This window comes from Streptomyces sp. NBC_00029 (assembly GCF_045160505.1).
Lineage (GTDB): Bacteria > Actinomycetota > Actinomycetes > Streptomycetales > Streptomycetaceae > Streptomyces.
Genome location: NZ_CP108292.1, coordinates 8,100,120 through 8,116,873, shown reverse-complemented (window position 1 = coordinate 8,116,873; position 16,754 = coordinate 8,100,120). Strand labels below are relative to the sequence as shown.

Sequence of the window (16,754 nt, the reverse complement as noted above, 5' to 3'; positions counted from 1 at the left end):
ACGACGATCGGGGCGCCGCGGTCAGGGCGTCGCGGTCAGGGCGTCGCGCGGGCCGTCCCGTCGCCCGCTTCCCCCGGCCCGGGGACGCCCAGGTTGAACAGCAGATCGGCGCCCGTGATGGACAGCAGGCGCATGAACTGGGGCCCGGGGCCGGCGAGGATCAGGGTGCGCCCGTTCGACTCGCACAACGCGCGTGCGCGCAAGAGGGCGTTGAGGCCGGCGGAGTCGCAGAACGCGAGCCGCGTGAGGTCGATGACGACCCGCTCCGGAGCCCCGGGATCGGCGCACGCCCCCAGGAGCGCGCTGTTCAACGCGTCGACGTGGTCGAGGTCCATGTCACCGGTCACGGTGACCACGCTGCGGTCGACGCCGGTGACGACCGTGACGCTGTGCGGACCGTGGTCGGCCAGCGGGCTCATCTCGCTCCTCCCGTCGATGCACGGGTGGACCTTCGCCGGCGACCACCCGGACACGACGCTATCCGGGCCCGGGGCGGCGCACAGCCCCGGAAACGAAGGAACGCATGTGTTCGTTTCGTGGACAGGCGGCCACCCCGGCGGTGCGCCGGGGCGGCGTCCCGTCAGGGCAGCAGACCCGCCGGGAGGTATTCGTCGTATGTCGAGGCCGACCCACCGGTGGCCTGGCGGATCAGGTCCCCGATGGGATCGGCGGCCTCCTCGGATTCCGGCACCGGCGTGCCGAGGCGGGCGGCGACGTCCTTGCGGAGGGTCGGGAGCAGGGCGTAGAGGCGGTCTCCGGGGCAGGAGGTGGCGTTGAAGTCCCGGTGGCCGTAGATCTCCGAGGCGGGCAGGCCGTACTGGTCGCAGATGTGGGCGCACAGGTCGGCCAGCGCCGCGTACTGCGCCGCGGGCGGGACCTGTGAGGTGTAGGTGCCCTCGTTCTCGATGCCGATCGACACCGTGTTCTGGCCGACGCAGTGCGCCGCCCGCACCTGGCGGGTGCCGCCGCGCAGCTCCGCCAGGCTGTGGTGGCGTCCTTCCAGTACGAAGGCCCCGCGGCTGATGGTGAAGTGCTGACCCGTGTCGATCCAGCCCTGCGCGTCCATGTGGTACGTCTGGATCGCGCGGGCGAGGGCGAAGGCGCGCTGCTTCGAGTAGTCCGTCACGTTCGCCGTCGCGGTGTGGTGGACGACGATCCGCTCGGGGCGGTTGGCGAGGATGGCAACGGGTTCGGACGCCGCCCGCGCGCCCCAGGCGGCGCAGCCGATGATGTCCGGGGTGGCGGCGGCGGAGTACGCCCGCCCGGCCGCGGCGAGCGGCAGGGCCGCGGCGGCGGCCAGGGCGAAGGCTCCCGTGAGCAGCGACCGGCGGGTGTGGGGGGCCGCGGCGCGCTCCGGCGGCTGGTGCAGTGCGGAGAAGGTCATGCGGCGCCATTGAAGGGGACCTCGGCACCACGGGCCGCGCAGACACACCGCGCGCATGCGGACTGTCCCCGACCGGCCCCGCCCCGAAGCGTGACCGGGCCGACTCCGTACGGGTGGGGCGCGCGACGTGTGACCATCGCAGGATTCACTCGTTTGACGCGGGCGTGAGCACCTCTCAGAGATTCGGCTCCGCCGCCGTCGAGCACGCCGAGGCGGTCCTTGTCGAGCAGTACCCCCGCCTGGTCCGGCTCGCCTACCTGACGCTCCCGGACTCCCTGGGCCGGCACACCCGCGTCCTGCTGGCCCACAAGGCCGTGCAGCGGGCCTTGCCCCGCTCCGGTTCTCCGGTGGCCTCCGCACCGGCCGAAGGCTCCGCGGGCGACCCCGACGGGCCCCTGACGCTGGTGCGTGCCCGCGTCCTGCGCGCCGCCCTCACCCCTGCAGGCCCCGCGGCCCTCGTACGGGCCCGCGCCGGATGGCCACCGGTCCCGCCGTTCGTGTGGGGGCTACGGCTGTGGCCGCCCGCGGGCGGGATCGACGAGGCCGCCCGGACGCTGGCCGGCGCATCCGCCCCGGTCCGGGCGGCGTTCGTCCTGCACCACTTGGACGACCTCGCCGAGGACGAGGCCGTACGTCTCCTCGCCCGGGCCGGGGCCGCCGATCCGGCGGGCGCCGTGCAAGACGCCCTCGCCCTGCCGGTCGGGGAGCCGCTCCTCCTGGCCCTGCGCCGACCCGAGTTCGACGCGAGCGTCGTCAGCGCCCGCCCGACCGACCTGCTGCGCCGTCGCCGCCGGGCACGGGCCGCCTGGGCCGCGCTCGCCACCCTTGCGGTCACCCTCACCGCGCTCTCCCTCCACGGGCCGCCCCAGGGTCCCGGCATGCGGCCGACGGCCGGCCCCGCGGCCTCCGGGGTGCTGGACCCCGCCCGGCTCGAGCGCGTGCCCGCCGAGGCATGGGCCGACACCGCCCGCGTCGACTTCACCGCCTGGCCGGCCCGAGGCGGCCGGACCGGCGACCGCGACCTGCTCGCCCGTGCCCTGCGCGTATGGGCCGCCCCGGGCACGAACCCGGTCACCACGACGCCGCGCACCACGGCCGACCCGCCGGCGCGGCCGCCCCAACTGCTGTACGCGGGCGAGCTGGACGGCCGGGCCGTGGTGCTGCTGCGCGACGGGGACCGCATAGTGCGCTACGCCGAGCCCGCCACCGGGTCCGGCGCCCGCACGCTCGACGTCGCCCGTACCGACGAGGCCGGGGTCACCACCGCGGCCGCCCTCAGCCTGTCCCGGGACCCCGGCGGGGCGGCGGCCCGCTATCTCCTCGCCCCCTGGATCGCCCGCGCCGCCACCCGCGACCTGCAGCGACCGGGCGACCCGGCCCGCCCGCTCGCCGTGGCCGCCGACGGGGTCACCGCCCCGGCCGCCGTACCCCCCGCCACCGGACCCTGCGCGTCCTGGCCCGTCCTCGAACTCACCTCCTCGACCCGTATCGTCGAGAAGCACTCCTTCGTGCTGGCCGACCTCGGCGCGCTGTCCCCCGTGCACCTGACGTACACGCCCCTGCCGGACGGGCCCGGCGCGGCGCCCGCCCGCCAGCCGCGCGAGGCCACCGGCCCCGAGGCCCGAGCTGCCTGGGCGCCCCAGGCCTGCCGGCTCGGCGAACTGCGCGGCGGTGCGTACCGGGCCGTCAACGTCTGGGACTTCGCCGCCGGCCAGCTGCCCGACGGCGGCGGGCGCGCGGTCTGGTCCTGCACGCGGGCCTCCGGATGGGCCGGGCCCGGCGACGTGCTGGTCCGGCTGCGCCCCGAGTCCGGAGCTCCGCAGGACGTGGCGAGCGCCCGGTCAACCGCCGCCTGCGGACGGTTCGGGCAGCACCTGCTCGCGGGCTTCCGCTGGCGCTCACCGGCCGGCCGCTGGTACCTGCTGGCCGCCGGAAGCCGTCAGGTCACGGGCATCACGGCGACGGGGGCCGTCCGCGCCGAAGCCGCCACCCGTACTCTGGCGGCTCCCTGGTCCGGCGCGGACGGGCCGGTGACCCTGACGGGAACCCTGGCCGGCGGTGGCACGCTCAGCGCCCTCGACGGAGCGGGAGGCGGCCGGGACTGACCGGCGGCGGGTCCTGGACGGGGGCGGCGATCAGCCGGAGGCGCGTCCGGCACGGGGGCGAAGGTCAGCCGGAGGCGGAGGTCGGAGCCGGCTTCGCCACCGACAGGGGCTCGGCGATGTCCTCCAACGAGCGCCGCTCGGCCTTGACCGCAAGGAACGCCGCCACGAGACCGGCCGCGCACATCAGTGCGGCACCGATCCGGAAGGCGAGCGCCGTGTCGCCAACCACGCCCGACTCGGTGAGGTCCGCGAAGATCAGCGGACCGCTGATGCCTCCTGCCGCGGTGCCGAGCGCGTAGAAGAAGGCGATGGCCATGGCACGGGTCTCCATGGGGAACACCTCCGAGACGGTCAGGTACGCGCTGGAGGCACCCGCCGACGCGAAGAACAGCACCACGCACCAGCAGACCGTAATCGTCGTCGCCGTGAGCGAGCCGCGGTCGAACAGCCAGGCCGTCGCGAACAGGAGCACGCCCGAGAGCAGGTACGTGGAGGAGATCATGATCCGGCGCCCGACCGTGTCGAACAGCTTCCCGAGCAGCAGGGGGCCGAGGAAGTTGCCCGCGGCGATCACGGCGAAGTAGTAGCCGGTATGGCCCGTGGGGACGTCGAAGAACGTCGTGAGGATGGTGCCGAAGCCGAAGGTGATGGCGTTGTAGAGGAACGCCTGCCCGATGAAGAGCGACAGGCCGAGGACGGCGCGGCGCGGGTAGCGGCCGAAGACCGTCCTGGCGATCAGGCCGAAGCCGATGCTCTTGCGCTGCTGGATGGTGATCTCACCGGCCGGCGGCGGGAGCGGCTCGCCCTTCTCGTCCTCGATCCGCTGTTCGACGGACGAGACCAGTTCCTCGGCGTCCTCCGCCCGGCCGTGGATGAACTGCCAGCGCGGACTTTCCGGAACGTGCCGTCGTACGAGGAGGATGACGAGGCCGAGGACGACCCCGAGGGCGAAACTGAGCCGCCAGCCGAGGTTCTGCGGGAAGATGTCGGTGTCCAGCATCACCACGGACAGCAGGGCGCCGCCGATCGCGCCCAGCCAGTAGCTGCCGTTGATGATGAGGTCGACCCGGCCCCGGTAGAGGGACGGGATCAGCTCGTCGATCGCCGAGTTGATGGCCGCGTACTCGCCGCCGATGCCGAAGCCGGTGAGGAAGCGGAAGAGGAAGAACCACCAGGACTCGAACGACAGCGCGGTCATGGCGGTCGCGCCGAGGTAGACGGCCAGGGTCACCATGAAGAGCTTCTTACGGCCGTAGCGGTCGGTCAGCCAGCCGAAGAACAGCGCCCCGGAGCAGGCACCCGCCACGTAGAGGGCGGCGGCAACACCGGTGACCTGGGCGGCCGTGATGTCGAGGCCGCTGCCTTCCTCCGCAAGACGGCCGGCGACGTTGCCGACGATGGTGACCTCGAGCCCGTCGAGGATCCATACGGTGCCGAGGCCGATCACGATCATCCAGTGCCACCGGGACCACGGCAGCCGGTCGAGACGGGCCGGCACGGCCGTGGTGACCGTACCCGTTCCGGCCGGTACGGAGTCCTCCGGCGACGAGGCGGTGGATGCCATCGCTTTCTGATCCCTCCTGCTCGATCGCCCCCGCCCTGCCGGTTTCCCTCGAACCGGCCGGTCATGCGGCCCCGGCCGGGGACATCTCCCCGTAGGGTCCGGCGCTCGGCGGGACCCGGCCGCCACTGCTCCCAGCTTGCGCGCGGTCCCCGGCCGCAATGACCGCGACACACCTGGCGCTGCCGGCCCACGCGGGGTCCATCGGGAGTGGTCCACCGGAAGACCGAACCCCGGCGAATCGGGCCGCGGTCGAGTCGTTCGGCGGTCGTCACGGGGGCCTGCCAGGACGGCCGGCGCTCGATGTCGGTCTGCAGGTTCCAGACCGCGCCCATCGGCGTGTCGATGAGGATCTCGGCCCGGTGGCGGACGCGGGCGTCGGGGGTGCCGACCCCGCGGCAGGTGAGGGACGGTGCGGGGCGGGTGTCGGCGGCCGCCCCGGCGGGGGCCGAGGAGGCCGACGACGAGCGGCGGGTTGTCAGACCCGTGTGCGAGCGTGTGAGGGCGTGTACGGGCGGGGAAACCGTGGCGTCAGGCGATGGAGGGGTATCGATGTCAGCAGTGGATGACGGCTGGGCCGGCATGGGCTGGGAGTGGACGGACCACGACGACATCCGTCGGCGCCTCGAAGAGGGAGCCGACCCGGAGAGATGGAGCGGGGGCCGCCCACTGCATCGTGCGGCGGTGTTCGGCTCTTCGGAGGTCGTCGCGGAGATCGCCGGTCGCGTGGCCGACGTGGACGCGCTGGAGGGCGGGGTGACGGCCCTGTGGGAGGCCGTCGTCTCCCGGAAGCCGGAGAACGCGCGCGCCCTTGCAGCCGCCGGGGCCGATCCCTGGCAGCCGTCGATCGGCGGGTGGTCGCCGGGGCGGCTGAGTCTCGCAGGACCGACGCCGGGGCTCTTCGCGATACCGGCGGGGGTGGACCTGACCACCACGGAGCGCGCGGCGGCCGAGGAGGCCGCTCGACTCGTGGCGGCGCTGGGCGAGTTCCACTACGACGGCACGGGACTGGCCTGCGTGGCGGGGATCGACGCCGCCGAAGCTGTTCGCCGCCTGGATGCGGTGCCGGTGAAGGACGAGGTCATCGACGAGTTGCTCGAGGCCCCGTACGAGTACGACATGGACGAGAGCCTGCGTATCGTCGGCGTGACGTCAGTGCCGGGCGGCTGCATCGTGTCCCAGCCCTGGGGATACGCACCACAGATGCCAGGCGTGCTGGCCCGGCTGTCCGTCGGCACCGTCTGCTACGGCCTGTACGCCAACCCCAAGAGCGGCAACCAGGGGAGCCTCGCGCGCCACGGAACCATCGAGAGCCGGGACGGCCACCCGGGCGGCGGACCGTACGAGAACGACACCTCGGCGGGAGTGCTGAACTCCTACCTCTACCGGCACAGGGCCGTGGCCCACTCCTGCGCCGCGGTCGGAGTGAGTCCGACCGATGCGCGCGCTGTGGTGGGCCCTCCGGACGTGTGGGTCGAGCTGCCGGAACGCAACTACTGGAGTGACTGACCGAGCCGGCGGCGAGTTTCGCTCTCGCCGTCGCTGGGGCTCAGATCTCAGACCGATGGAGGTGTTTCCGTTCCGGACGCCGATGACGCCGACTCAGGTGCGGAGCTTCGGCTGAGCGGCTCGAAGTCGCCCGTGGGGGCGGCCGGTTCGGCGGGGCGGAGCCGTTGCCGCCTGAGAGCCGGGACGCCCAACAGCCCGAAGCCGAGGACCGCTGCCATGAGGTGGCCGATCGTGGTGAAGTCCGGCAGCGGCCCGGTCGTCCATTCGGCGCCACCGAGAGGCCATGCGAGGACGAAGACGGCCCAAGGGAGGCGGCCCCAGCGCGGCAGGGCGAGCGTCCCGATCGCCAGCACGGTCTGGGCTCCGTAGCTGACCCCGTAGTCCAAGGACTGCCGCACGGCGGTCGGGTACCAACCGTGTCGCAGGGCAACGGCGATGACGACCGCGGTGAGGAGAGTCGCCGCGACATGCCCGCCGAGGAACACGGCCACGGCGCGCAGCTTCCCCCACCGGTGCTCAGCCCAGGCCAGGCAGCAGCAGACACCGAGGCCCAAGGTGATGAAGGTACCCACGAATTCGGTTGAGGTGACATCCGTGAGCGTGCCGTCGAAGAACATCACGCTGCCGAGCAGCGCCGAAACCGGATGATCTCGCAGGTTGTCCAGGTTGGTGCTGACGTGGCCCAACACGGCGGCCGCCCGCTCGTCGGACAGTCCGTAGCCGACCCAGGCATGGCTGATCAGGAGCAGGCAGACATAGGCGAGAGTGAGCGGCGCACGGCGCGGGTATCCCCGCACGGCGCGGAGCGCTCTGTCCGAAGGACCCCGCAGTGACTGAGAGTTCATACCGTGGCATTCTGCAGGTCGAGCCGGGGGCGGAGGTCGGCGGGTACCGCCGATGCCGCCGCCCGGCGGACCCTGACAGCCGACTCCTGCACCGCGGCACGCGCGCCGACTCGTCGCCCGGCACGCAGGCACGATCACCGTCGGCAGGGTCGACACCGACTCGGGCCCGGGCGACGTGGGACACCGGCTCGGGGGCCACCCCGTGCCCGTACAGGGGACGGCGGAGTGGGAGATCGCCCACGCGGTGTCCGGGCCCGGCGCCTCCCGGCAAGACCCCCGCCGACCTCGCCGCGGGCCGCTTCGACCGGGCGGGCTTCGCCTGGCAGTGCTGCTGACCCGACCGGCAGCACACCAACCCGCGAAGGCGCCACAGCGGCGCTCAGAGGGGTTGCCGGCCATGGATCCGTGTCGTCCGGACCCAAGGCAGGCACACTCGCCCGGCCGGTCGCCCGCCATACCGGCTTCCCTGTGCGGCGGGCGACCGGCAGGGGGGAGGCTCAGCCTCGGGTGCGTCGCAGCCAGCCCTTGGTCTTGCCCACGTCGGCCACCGGCACCGGACCGGCGCCCCTCGGCGTACCGCCGCCGTGCGACGGCCGGCTGTGCGGCTCCAGGTGCTTCAGCCTCGCCTTCCACGGACCGTCCGCCATCTCCAACTGCACGATGACCGGACCCTCGGGGAGCGGAACGGTCTCCCGCCGTTTGCCGATCTCATTCACGACGTTGTCGCTCGTGGGCAGGGTCGCGGGGTCGTCGTGTCCCTCCAGTTCGAAGAGATTGACTATGAGATTGTCGTCGCCCCGGTAATGGAGTGCAAAATCGGCTATGCCGCCGGTGTGCAGCAGGACGTCGGGGCCGCGGCACTCCAGCTCGGCCTCCGTCAGGAGCGTGGCTGCGGCCAGTGGCAGCACCTGGAGCTGCCAGGGACCCTCCGCCTTCAGCTGCAGACGCAGGCGTCCGTTCTCCGGGACCTGGACGAGCACGCGGCCGCGGAAGTTCTCCTCCGTGCTGTTGACGAGGGTCTCCCCCTCCTTGTTGAACCGGGTGAGGGGCCACAGACCCGTGTACCCGTCTCCCCGAATGCTGAGATCGACCACGACCGCCCCCGGCGGCAGCCCGTTCGCCGTGATGACGTCGTTGTCCCGGCCCGTCCACGTGTGCGGCTCGAAGACGGCGCCGAACATCCAGTCCTGGCCGCTCGGCCGCTGCTCGGCCACGGCCGGCGCCGGAGCGCCGGGGGCCTGAAACACGGGCGCCGGAGCGGCGGCGGGCGCGAAGGCCGGCGCCGGGGCGGCCGGGGCCGGCGGCTGGAACGGAACCGGAGCCGGAGCCGACGCCGGGACCTGGAACGGAACCGGAGCTTGGGATACGCCCGGAGCCTGGGCCACGCCCTGCCACTGCGTCGGGGCCGGCACCGGAACCTGGTGCGGGGGCGCCGAGGCCCCTTCCGCCACGTCCACGCCGTGGTCCTTCGCCAGGCCTGCGAGGCCGTTCACATAACCCTGGCCCACCGCACGGAACTTCCAGCCCCCCGCCCGCCGGTAAACCTCCGCGAGCACCATCGCCGTCTCGCCGCCCGCGTCCGTCACGTCGTACCGGGCGACCGACGTGCCGTCCGGCGCGAACGCCTCCACGGACAACTCGCCCGCATCCCGCAGCGACCCGACCTCCGTGGATCCCACCACCAGGACCCGGACGATCTGCTCCTCGATGGCGGCGAGTCCGGTCTCCACCCACACGGTGCCGGCCTCTTCCCCCAACAGCCGCACCGCACCCGCAGGATGAACCGGCGCACCGTGGAACACGATGTCGCCGTCCCCCCTGACCCGTCCCTGCTCCGTCAGAAGCAGGACTGCGACATCAACTCCGCTCCGCACGGCGAGCCTTAGCGGCACCGTCGGAACAAAGCCGTTGCCCCCCTTGATCATTTCCCCTCCCCAGAATGGATCATGTGCCGATCCTGCGGCCATCGGGCCTCCGGGACAAGGCCTGGGGAAAACCGGCCGGAACGCCCGGAGCACCGGCCGGGCCGCCGTGCTACGGCCGGCGCGCAGCGGCCTGCCCCGGCGAGCGTGGCGCGGGGGTGAGGGGGGGTCCCGTTGAGTACGGTCGTCCCGGACCCGTCCCACCACACCGTGCCCTCCGTGGTGAGGAACGGGACGTCCCCATCGACCTCGGAGCCGTATTCGAAGGCGTCGGCAACGGCGGCCAGGTAGGTGGCGAGGCTGGGCCAGCCGTCATGGAAGTGGCCTGTGTCATCGTGGGCCGCGCTGCCCAGGCGGCCCTGGCCGGGCCCTTCACGCATGTCGATGACGTCGGAGTCGCCGTCGCTCTGCGCCCACGGGATCCACTGCGGGTGCCACCAGGGCTCCTCGTCGCTCCCGTCGGACACCTCGGCCAGGTCGGGATCGTCCCCTGCGATCTCGACGCACATCTGCCAGTGGGCGAGGATCCCCGCGACGGACATGGGTGGCCGGCCCGGGACCAGGTTGTCCCACTCGGTGATCCCGTTGTGACAGGCCAGTGATTCCAGAAGGTCAGCGGGAAAACGTATCCCCATCGCCTTCTGTGCGGCTTCGACCTCGGCGGGATCGGCGGGGGGCGCGAGCAGGGCGTAGGAGGCGGGGGCGTGTCGCTGCATCCACGCGTCGATCCTGGCCCAGGAATCGGCCACCGGCTGCGCTGCCGGGAAGGTGAGCACCCGGCGCAGGAGGTGCAGGCTGTGCAGCCAGTAGAGGTAGCGGTCGGACGTCATCCACAGTTCCCGCAGCTCCGACGGCTCGGCCGTGATCCGGTCCAGGGCACGGACGGCGGTCTCGCGCAGGTCGGCCGGGAGCGCCGGGACGGGCAGGTCCCGCCCGTAGCCGCTGGTGACGGGGCGGCCACCGGGGCACTAGGCGGCGACGAGAGCCGCCGCGGCCACCGCCTCGACCGCCAGGTGCTGATCGAGCGGGTCGTCGGCGTCGAGGACCCGGACGAGCGCGTCACGGAGGAGGCCGGGCCTGCCGGGTGCGGCGGTCTCGTCGAGCGAACCGCAGAAGTCCGCCGCCTTGTCGCCGGGCTTCGGCCTGGAGTCGCTGAACGAGGGGTTCGAGAACGCCCGGTTCGTGGGGCGGGAGACCCTCCGGCGCACCCCGCAGCGGCACGTGAACCACGGGAGGGTGGGCGTGGTCCTCCCGGAGCTGCCTCCCGGGAACCACCCGCGTCTGCCGCTCGCACTGGGCGACATCTACGTGAACGAGAACAACCGGGGCACCTTCTGGCAGGTGCTGCAGTTCGGTGTCCAGAACCTCTACGACCCCGAGCTCGACGAGTGGCTGGTCATGGACACCTTCGAGCACCGGCCCGGAACCGTGACGCTTCCCCGACGGTGCGAGCCGCCCCGGTGACCATGTCCATCTGAACGGTGAGGGCGGGGCACCGAACCCGTAGGGTCCCCTCCCGGGACAGCCGTACGTTCGTCCCGCTCGAGGCGGTGGACGTTGTGGACCCTCCCCCGACCGGGGGGCGCGCGGTGCCGGGCACCTCGGAGCGGCAGTCGGTTCCGAGGGGCCCGCCCACGCCCGCGGTCCTCGCACAGTGCGTACCCACCCCCGTCGGGTACGCCTATTACGTTGCCACCGGCACCGGCCGGAATGGCGTGCCGAGCACCACAGCCAGCACACCGTATGCACATGAGCACACTGTGCGCAAATGCTTTTCCGGAGGCAGTTCGACGGTCCCCCGGAGGGGCTGTGGTCCACCTGTACCCTTCAGGCGAACACTGTGCGCACCCTGGAAGGAAGCCCGCGTGGCAGCGAAGACGAACAGCGATCCCGTCCCCTCCGTGTGGACACGCCCCCAGGTGGCGCCGCGCCAGCCCGCGCTGAGCCGCGCCGTGATCGTCCGCGAGGCGATCGCGATCCTGGACGAGGCCGGCGGTGAAGCGCTGAGCATGCGCAAGCTCGGTGCCCGGCTGAACGCCGGTGCCACCTCGTTCTACCGGCACGTCGCCAACAGGGACGAGCTGATGGAACTGGCCGTGGACGAGATCCTGGGAGAGGTCGTCCTGCCGCGGACCGACGGCCCGGACTGGCGGGCCGGCGTATCCGAGTGCGCCATGTCCTTCCGCAGCACGGCCCTGCGGCATCCCTGGCTGTGCGCGGAACTGGGCCGGGCCGGCCTGGCCTACCTCGGGCCCAACCTCGCCGCCATCTCCGAACGGCTGGCGGACCTCTTCACCACCGTCGGCCTCCCCGACCCCCACGGCGCGATCGACGTCGTGTTCTCCTACGCGATCGGCATGAGCACCACCGAATCCGCCTGGCTGACCACCGTGGCCCGCTCCGGGCGCACCGAAGCCGAATTCCTCGCCCACATCCTCCCCACCGAGCCCGGCACCGACCGCGGGCAGCCCGCCCCGGACCCCGCCCCGGACCACGCCGCGTACCGCGACCGGAAGTTCGCCGACGGTCTCGACATCGTCCTCGATGGCCTCGCCACCCGGCTCGCCCATTGACAAGGCCGGGCCCGGGACCGGCTGCGGGTGTGTGCACGGACCCACCGTTCTAAAGTGGTAGCCCGAACAGGGGGGTTGGTCATGACGAACCGTCGTGCGGTGGTGGTCGGAGCCGGGATCGGCGGCCTCACGAGCGCCGTCGCACTGCACCGCCGGGGCTGGGACGTCACCGTCTGCGAACGCGCTCCCGAACCCCCCGTCACCGGCGCCGGCATCGGCCTCGCCCCCAACGCCCTGCGCGCGCTCGAGGCCGTCGGCGTGGACGTCTCCCGCGCGATCGGCGGCTCCGTACCCACGGCGATGGGTGTACGCCGCCCCGACGGCCGGTGGCTCACCCGGGCGGGCACCGCGGACATGAGGGCCCGCTACGGCCGGGCGCCCCTCGCCGTCCCGCGGCCGGCCCTCACCGCCGCCCTCGCCGCCGCTCTTGCGCCGTCGGCCCTCCGTTACGGCACCGAGGTGACCGGCGTCGACGACGCCGAGGGCCGTCCGACCGTCCGTACGGCGGCAGGGCCGGACCTTCCCGCCGATCTGGTCGTCGCCGCCGACGGCATCCACAGCCCGTTGCGCCGTGCGCACTTCCCCGCGCACCCCGGACTGCACTACATCGGCGAGACGGCCTGGCGGACCATCGTGGACGCTCCCGACCTGCGGATCCCGGCGATGAGCGAGACATGGGGGCCGGGGAGGCGGTTCGGGGTGACCCCGCTCGTCGACGGCCGCTACTACCTCTACGCCACGGCCGTCGTCCCGCCGGACACCGGCTTCGCCGACCCGCGCACCGAACTGCGGCAGCGCTTCGGGTCATGGCACGAACCCATTCCGGCCCTGCTGGACCGCGTCGGGCGCCTCGGCCCGTCCGAAGTCCTGCGCAACGACCTCTACGACCTGGCGGCCCCGCTCCCGCGCCTGCACCACGGCCGGATCGCCTGGCTGGGCGACGCGGCCCACGCCATGGCCCCCAACCTCGGCCAGGGCGGCTGCCAGGCCATCGAGGACGCGGTGATCCTCGCCGCCCTGCTGCCCGCCGGAGGAGAACCCGGAGACGGCGGAATCGGCGGCGACAGCGACAGCGCCAGCGCCAGGGAGGGTGCGGACGGCGTGGACACGGCCGTCCCGGCCGCCCTGGCCGCGTACACCGCCGCCCGGCTCGACCGCACCGACGCCGTGCGTCTTCGGGCCCGCCGCGTCGGCCGTCTGGGAGTGCTGCGCAATCCGGTCGTGGTGGCCGTCCGTGATCTCGCGGTCCGCGCCACGCCGGCCCGCCTGGCCCTGCGCGGCATGGACGACCTGTTCAACGGCTTCCGCCTCCCCGCACCGCAGGGGGCGGACGGGTCGAAACCGGGTGCTACGGGGCGCTACGGGGTGGTGCGGGCCGGGAAGGAGAAGCCGTAGCCCTGCTCGGTGAGCCAGGGCAGGTACTTCTTCAGCGCGGCGACGGTCTCGCTGCGGTCGCCGCCCCCGTCGTGGAAGAGGACCGTCGGCCGGTGGGGGAGCTTGTCCTCCACGCTGGAGAGGATGGCCTTCAGGCCCGGCCTGTTCCAGTCCTGGGGATCGACGCTCCAGCCCAGCGGCCGCATCCCGTTCGCGGCGGCGATCGCGCGGCTCTCGGGGGTGAATGCTCCGCCCGGCGCGCGGTAGTAGGTGACGGGGACCCCGGGAACGGCCTTCTCGATCATGGCCTTGCCCTCGAGGATCTGCTGCCGCTGGTAGGCGACGGGCTTGTGGTCCATCGTGACGTCGTGATCGACGGAGTGGTCGCACAGCTGGTGCCCGTCGGCGGCGACCGCGCGCACCAGCTCCGGGTACTTCTGCGCCTTGGTGCCGATCATGCAGAAGGTGGCCTTGACGTGGTTCTTTCGCAGCGTCTCCAGGACCTGCGGCGTCCAGCGGGGGTCCGGGCCGTCGTCGATGGTGATCGCGACCTGACGGCCCGCGCCCTGCGCCAGCCGGGAGATCCCCACCGGCACCCCGGAGGCCCCCTGGGCGGCTCCCGGAGCGGCGCCCGCGGCCGTGCCCGCGGCACGGGCCGGTGCGGGCTTGCCGGCGGGGGGTGCGTCCGGGGCGCGGTCCGCCGAGCCGTCCGTGGCCGCGTACGCCGGGGTGCCGGCTGCCGCCAGGAGGCCGAGGAGGGCGGCCGCAGCGGCGTATCCCGCCCGTCGACGACGTGCGGAACTGGTGGTGATGCGCATGGACGTGCTCTTCCTTTGCCCTCAGCCCCCGGATCTCGCTGGTCGGTCCAGGCTAGGTCATCCGTTTGGAGCACTCCCTCAACCAAATGGCCCATTTTGTGTGGTTCAGTGCACACGAGCGGCCCGGCGGGAGGCCGACAACCGCGGAGCGCCAACGCCTGTGGGCGCTTCCGCGGTGCCGCGTCGGCTGTGAGCAGTCTCACGGCCCGCCGGTCCACGGCGCCGTCGCGGCTCCGGCGTGCTTTCGGATGAGGGCGTACGAAGCGATGCGGTCGGCGAGGTCATGGACGGGCGTGGCCAGCATCAGCTCGTCCGCCCCGGTCTCGGCGGCCAGGTGTGCGAGCCGCTCGACGACGGTCTCGGGTGTGCCGACGGCCTGCTGGGACCGGAAGCCCGCCAGCGCCTGCCGTTCCTGCTCGGTGAAGGGGTGGGTGGCCGCCTGCGCTGGAGTGGGGAAGGGTGCCTGGCTCTCCCCCTTGAGGAGGCCGGCCTTGACGACGTTCATCGGCCCCGCACGCCGGACGGCCTCCTCCTCCGTCTCCGCGCACACCGTCTCCACGCACAGCAGGACGCGGGGCCGCTCGCACCAGCGGGACGGGGTGAAGGCGGAGCGGTAACGCTCCAGCACCGCACGGGTGTTGTCCGGCCGGATGTGGTGCGCGACCGCGATCGGCAGGCCGAGTTCCGCGGCGATCGCGCCCCCGGCGGGACTGGAGGCCAGCAGCCACGGTTCGGGCAGCGGACCCAGCGCCACCTCGTCCACCAGGAACGACAGGATCGCCGCCACGTCGTCGCGGTACTCGGCATCCGTCGCCGGGCCGGCGCCTCGGCGCAGCGCCCGCGCGGTGGCCTCGTCGAACGTGCCGGGACCGCGGCCGATGCCCAGGTCGATGCGGTCCTCGTGCAGGGCGGCCAGCGTGCCGAACTGTTCCGCCAGCGTGATGGGGGCGTGGTTGGGGGCCAACACTCCACCCGAACCGAGACGGACGGCCGAGGTCGACGCGGCCGCGTGCGCCGTCAGGACGACCGGGGGGAAGGCGCCGATCGCGGGAGAGTGGTGATGCTCCGCGTACCAGATGCGGTGGTAGCCGAGCGCCTCCAGTCCTTGGGCGAAGGCAGCGGTGTCCCGCAGGGTGTCGACGGCTCGGGTGCCCGTTTGCACCATCGCGACTTCCAGCGCTGAAAGGGGTATGTCGAGCATGGCGTCAGCATAGGGATCGCGGGTGGCGGTGCGGGCGAGCGTGATCGTTTTCGCGCCACACCGCCACACCGCCACGTCGCCACGTCGCTGCGTCGCTGCGTCGCTGCGTCGCTGCGGCTCAGTGGTCCTTGAGCAGGGCGCAGACGAAGTTCTCCTGCACGGTGCGCAGTCGGGCCAGCAGCGCGGGCTTGTTGCTCTTGCTGGTCTGGGTGTTGATGGAGAAGGTCAGCGACCGGGTGCCGTCGGGAGTGGTGGCGGCGAACTGCGTGTAGCCGGGGAAGTTCCCGGTGTGGCCGTAGAGCACGCCGCAGCGGGTGGTGTACTGGAAGATCGCCAGCCCGGCGGCGTTGGTGCCGGGGCCGGCCGGCTCCGAGGAGTCGCCCGGACGGAAGGTCAGCTGTTCCTTGCGGGTCTGCGGCGACAGCAGCGAGGGGCCGCCGTAACCGCGGATGAATGCGCCCAGTTCCCTGGGTGTGGAGACGATGCCGCCGGAGGCCCAGACGCCCGAGGCGCTCAGGGCCTCGCTGATGTCCTCCGGTTCGGCCGGCGGCAGGACGTCGTAGCCGTGCAGGTACGGACGCGGGAGCCGGTAGCCGAGGGGCAGGCTGGTTCGGCGCAGCCCCAGAGGGCGGTACACGAGCTCCTTGAGGAGGTCCTCGTACCGGCGGCCGGTGACGGCCTCGGCCATCAGCGCGACGGCGATGTTGTCCGAGTTGGAGTACTCGTACAGGGAGCCGGGGAGGAAGCGCAGCCGCTCGTCGGCCACGAAGTCGAGGAGGGTGCGCGGGTCGAAGACGTGGCGCGGGTCGGCGGTGAGGATCTCCAGGAACTCGGGGTCGGCCGAGTAGTCCGGCAGGCCGCTCGTGTGCTGGAGGAGCTGGCGCAGCGTCACCGCGTGCCAGTCCTCGGGCTGGTCGGGCAGGCGCTCGCCGATGGTGTCGTCGAGGGAGAGCAGGCCCTGGTCGACGAGCCGGAGGGCGACGGCCCCGCTGAACGCCTTGGCGATGCTGGCGATGCGCATGTGGTCGTCGGGGTGCGGTGCGCGGCCGGTCTCGATGTCGCCGACACCGGCCGTGTACACCTGCGTACGGTCGCCCCGGGTGAGCATGGCGATTACTCCGGGCGGGCCGTCCGCCTGGGCGACCAGCCCGTCGAGCTGCCGCTGCAGGCCCTTCTCGTGGCGCGGGCGGCCGTCGCCCGGGCCCGGGTCGCCGGCCGCCTGGGCGGGCTGCAGGAGTCCTCCGAGAGCGGCGGCGGTCAGGGCGGTGGCGGACAGCCCGGTGCGGAGGCGGCTTCGGCTGGCGCGGGCGACACGGGTCGGCATGTGCGTGGCTCCTGGTGTGCGCGGGGACGGCCGGGGCGGGCGGCGCCCGGCCCGGCCCAGCAGTAGCAGCCCGAGCGGTGCGCAGGGTCCGCGGCGCGCGCCGCGGACCCCCGGTTGGCTGCGCAATTCGCCTCCGGA

General features: G+C 73.1%; 14 protein-coding genes and 1 pseudogene. 5 read left to right on the top strand and 10 right to left on the bottom strand.

Annotated elements, in window-relative coordinates; all coding sequences use genetic code 11:
- Nucleotides 1–35: 35 nt before the first annotated feature.
- Together OG753_RS37310 and OG753_RS37305 are read right to left on the bottom strand one after the other, a co-directional pair.
- The gene (locus tag OG753_RS37310) at nt 36–419 is read right to left on the bottom strand and encodes an STAS domain-containing protein (protein ID WP_327266188.1); all 384 of its coding nucleotides are present in this window, start codon (nt 417–419) and stop codon (nt 36–38) included.
- Nucleotides 420–580: 161 nt separating this feature from the next.
- Nucleotides 581–1,384, bottom strand: coding sequence for a peptidoglycan recognition family protein (locus OG753_RS37305; protein ID WP_405791894.1), 804 nt, complete (start codon nt 1,382–1,384; stop codon nt 581–583).
- 164 nt (nt 1,385–1,548) lie between these two features.
- Here OG753_RS37305 and OG753_RS37300 point away from each other — a divergent pair, with 164 nt between their 5' ends.
- Nucleotides 1,549–3,489, top strand: a complete 1,941-nt coding sequence (locus tag OG753_RS37300) for a hypothetical protein (protein WP_405791892.1) — start codon at nt 1,549–1,551, stop codon at nt 3,487–3,489.
- A gap of 64 nt (nt 3,490–3,553) precedes the next feature.
- Here the strand turns inward: OG753_RS37300 and OG753_RS37295 are convergent, their stop codons facing one another.
- Nucleotides 3,554–5,053, bottom strand: a complete 1,500-nt coding sequence (locus tag OG753_RS37295; RefSeq protein WP_405791890.1) for an MFS transporter — start codon at nt 5,051–5,053, stop codon at nt 3,554–3,556.
- A gap of 549 nt (nt 5,054–5,602) precedes the next feature.
- On the opposite strand from OG753_RS37295, the gene OG753_RS37290 reads away from it, so the two are divergent.
- Nucleotides 5,603–6,559, top strand: a complete 957-nt coding sequence (locus OG753_RS37290) for an ankyrin repeat domain-containing protein (RefSeq protein ID WP_405791888.1) — start codon at nt 5,603–5,605, stop codon at nt 6,557–6,559.
- A 47-nt stretch (nt 6,560–6,606) separates the two neighbouring features.
- Here the strand turns inward: OG753_RS37290 and OG753_RS37285 are convergent, their stop codons facing one another.
- The 4 genes and pseudogenes from OG753_RS37285 to OG753_RS37270 all read right to left on the bottom strand — a co-directional run.
- On the bottom strand, nt 6,607–7,404 hold the full coding sequence (locus OG753_RS37285) for a rhomboid-like protein (RefSeq protein WP_405791886.1): 798 nt from the start codon (nt 7,402–7,404) through the stop codon (nt 6,607–6,609).
- Nucleotides 7,405–7,901: 497 nt separating this feature from the next.
- Nucleotides 7,902–9,329 carry a TerD family protein gene (locus OG753_RS37280; RefSeq protein WP_405791884.1) on the bottom strand — a complete coding sequence of 476 codons (1,428 nt, stop codon included), beginning with the start codon at nt 9,327–9,329 and terminating at the stop codon, nt 7,902–7,904.
- Nucleotides 9,326–10,156 carry an SMI1/KNR4 family protein gene (locus tag OG753_RS37275; protein ID WP_405792950.1) on the bottom strand — a complete coding sequence of 277 codons (831 nt, stop codon included), beginning with the start codon at nt 10,154–10,156 and terminating at the stop codon, nt 9,326–9,328. Before OG753_RS37275 ends, OG753_RS37280 begins: the two co-directional genes overlap by 4 nt.
- A 30-nt stretch (nt 10,157–10,186) precedes the next feature.
- Nucleotides 10,187–10,534 (bottom strand): annotated as a pseudogene (locus OG753_RS37270) (DUF4259 domain-containing protein); the annotation flags it as partial.
- 34 nt (nt 10,535–10,568) lie between these two features.
- Between OG753_RS37270 and OG753_RS37265 the strand changes: the two are divergent.
- The 3 genes from OG753_RS37265 (at nt 10,569) to OG753_RS37255 (ending at nt 13,294) form a co-directional block, all read left to right on the top strand.
- A complete protein-coding gene (locus OG753_RS37265; protein WP_405791882.1) occupies nt 10,569–10,790 on the top strand; it encodes a hypothetical protein in 222 nt (73 codons plus the stop codon).
- 401 nt (nt 10,791–11,191) lie between these two features.
- Nucleotides 11,192–11,899, top strand: coding sequence for a TetR/AcrR family transcriptional regulator C-terminal domain-containing protein (locus OG753_RS37260; protein ID WP_405791880.1), 708 nt, complete (start codon nt 11,192–11,194; stop codon nt 11,897–11,899).
- 81 nt (nt 11,900–11,980) lie between these two features.
- Entirely contained in the window at nt 11,981–13,294 is a 1,314-nt protein-coding gene (locus tag OG753_RS37255) for an FAD-dependent oxidoreductase (RefSeq protein WP_405791878.1), read from the top strand.
- On the opposite strand, the gene OG753_RS37250 is transcribed toward OG753_RS37255, so the two are convergent.
- From OG753_RS37250 to OG753_RS37240, 3 genes are all read right to left on the bottom strand, one after another.
- Entirely contained in the window at nt 13,258–14,091 is an 834-nt protein-coding gene (locus tag OG753_RS37250; RefSeq protein WP_327266178.1) for a polysaccharide deacetylase family protein, read from the bottom strand. The genes OG753_RS37255 and OG753_RS37250 overlap by 37 nt on opposite strands.
- Before the next feature lie 199 nt (nt 14,092–14,290).
- Nucleotides 14,291–15,292 carry an MsnO8 family LLM class oxidoreductase gene (locus OG753_RS37245; RefSeq protein WP_405791876.1) on the bottom strand — a complete coding sequence of 334 codons (1,002 nt, stop codon included), beginning with the start codon at nt 15,290–15,292 and terminating at the stop codon, nt 14,291–14,293.
- 118 nt (nt 15,293–15,410) lie between these two features.
- A complete protein-coding gene (locus OG753_RS37240; protein ID WP_405791874.1) occupies nt 15,411–16,616 on the bottom strand; it encodes a serine hydrolase domain-containing protein in 1,206 nt (401 codons plus the stop codon).
- Nucleotides 16,617–16,754 lie beyond the last annotated feature (138 nt).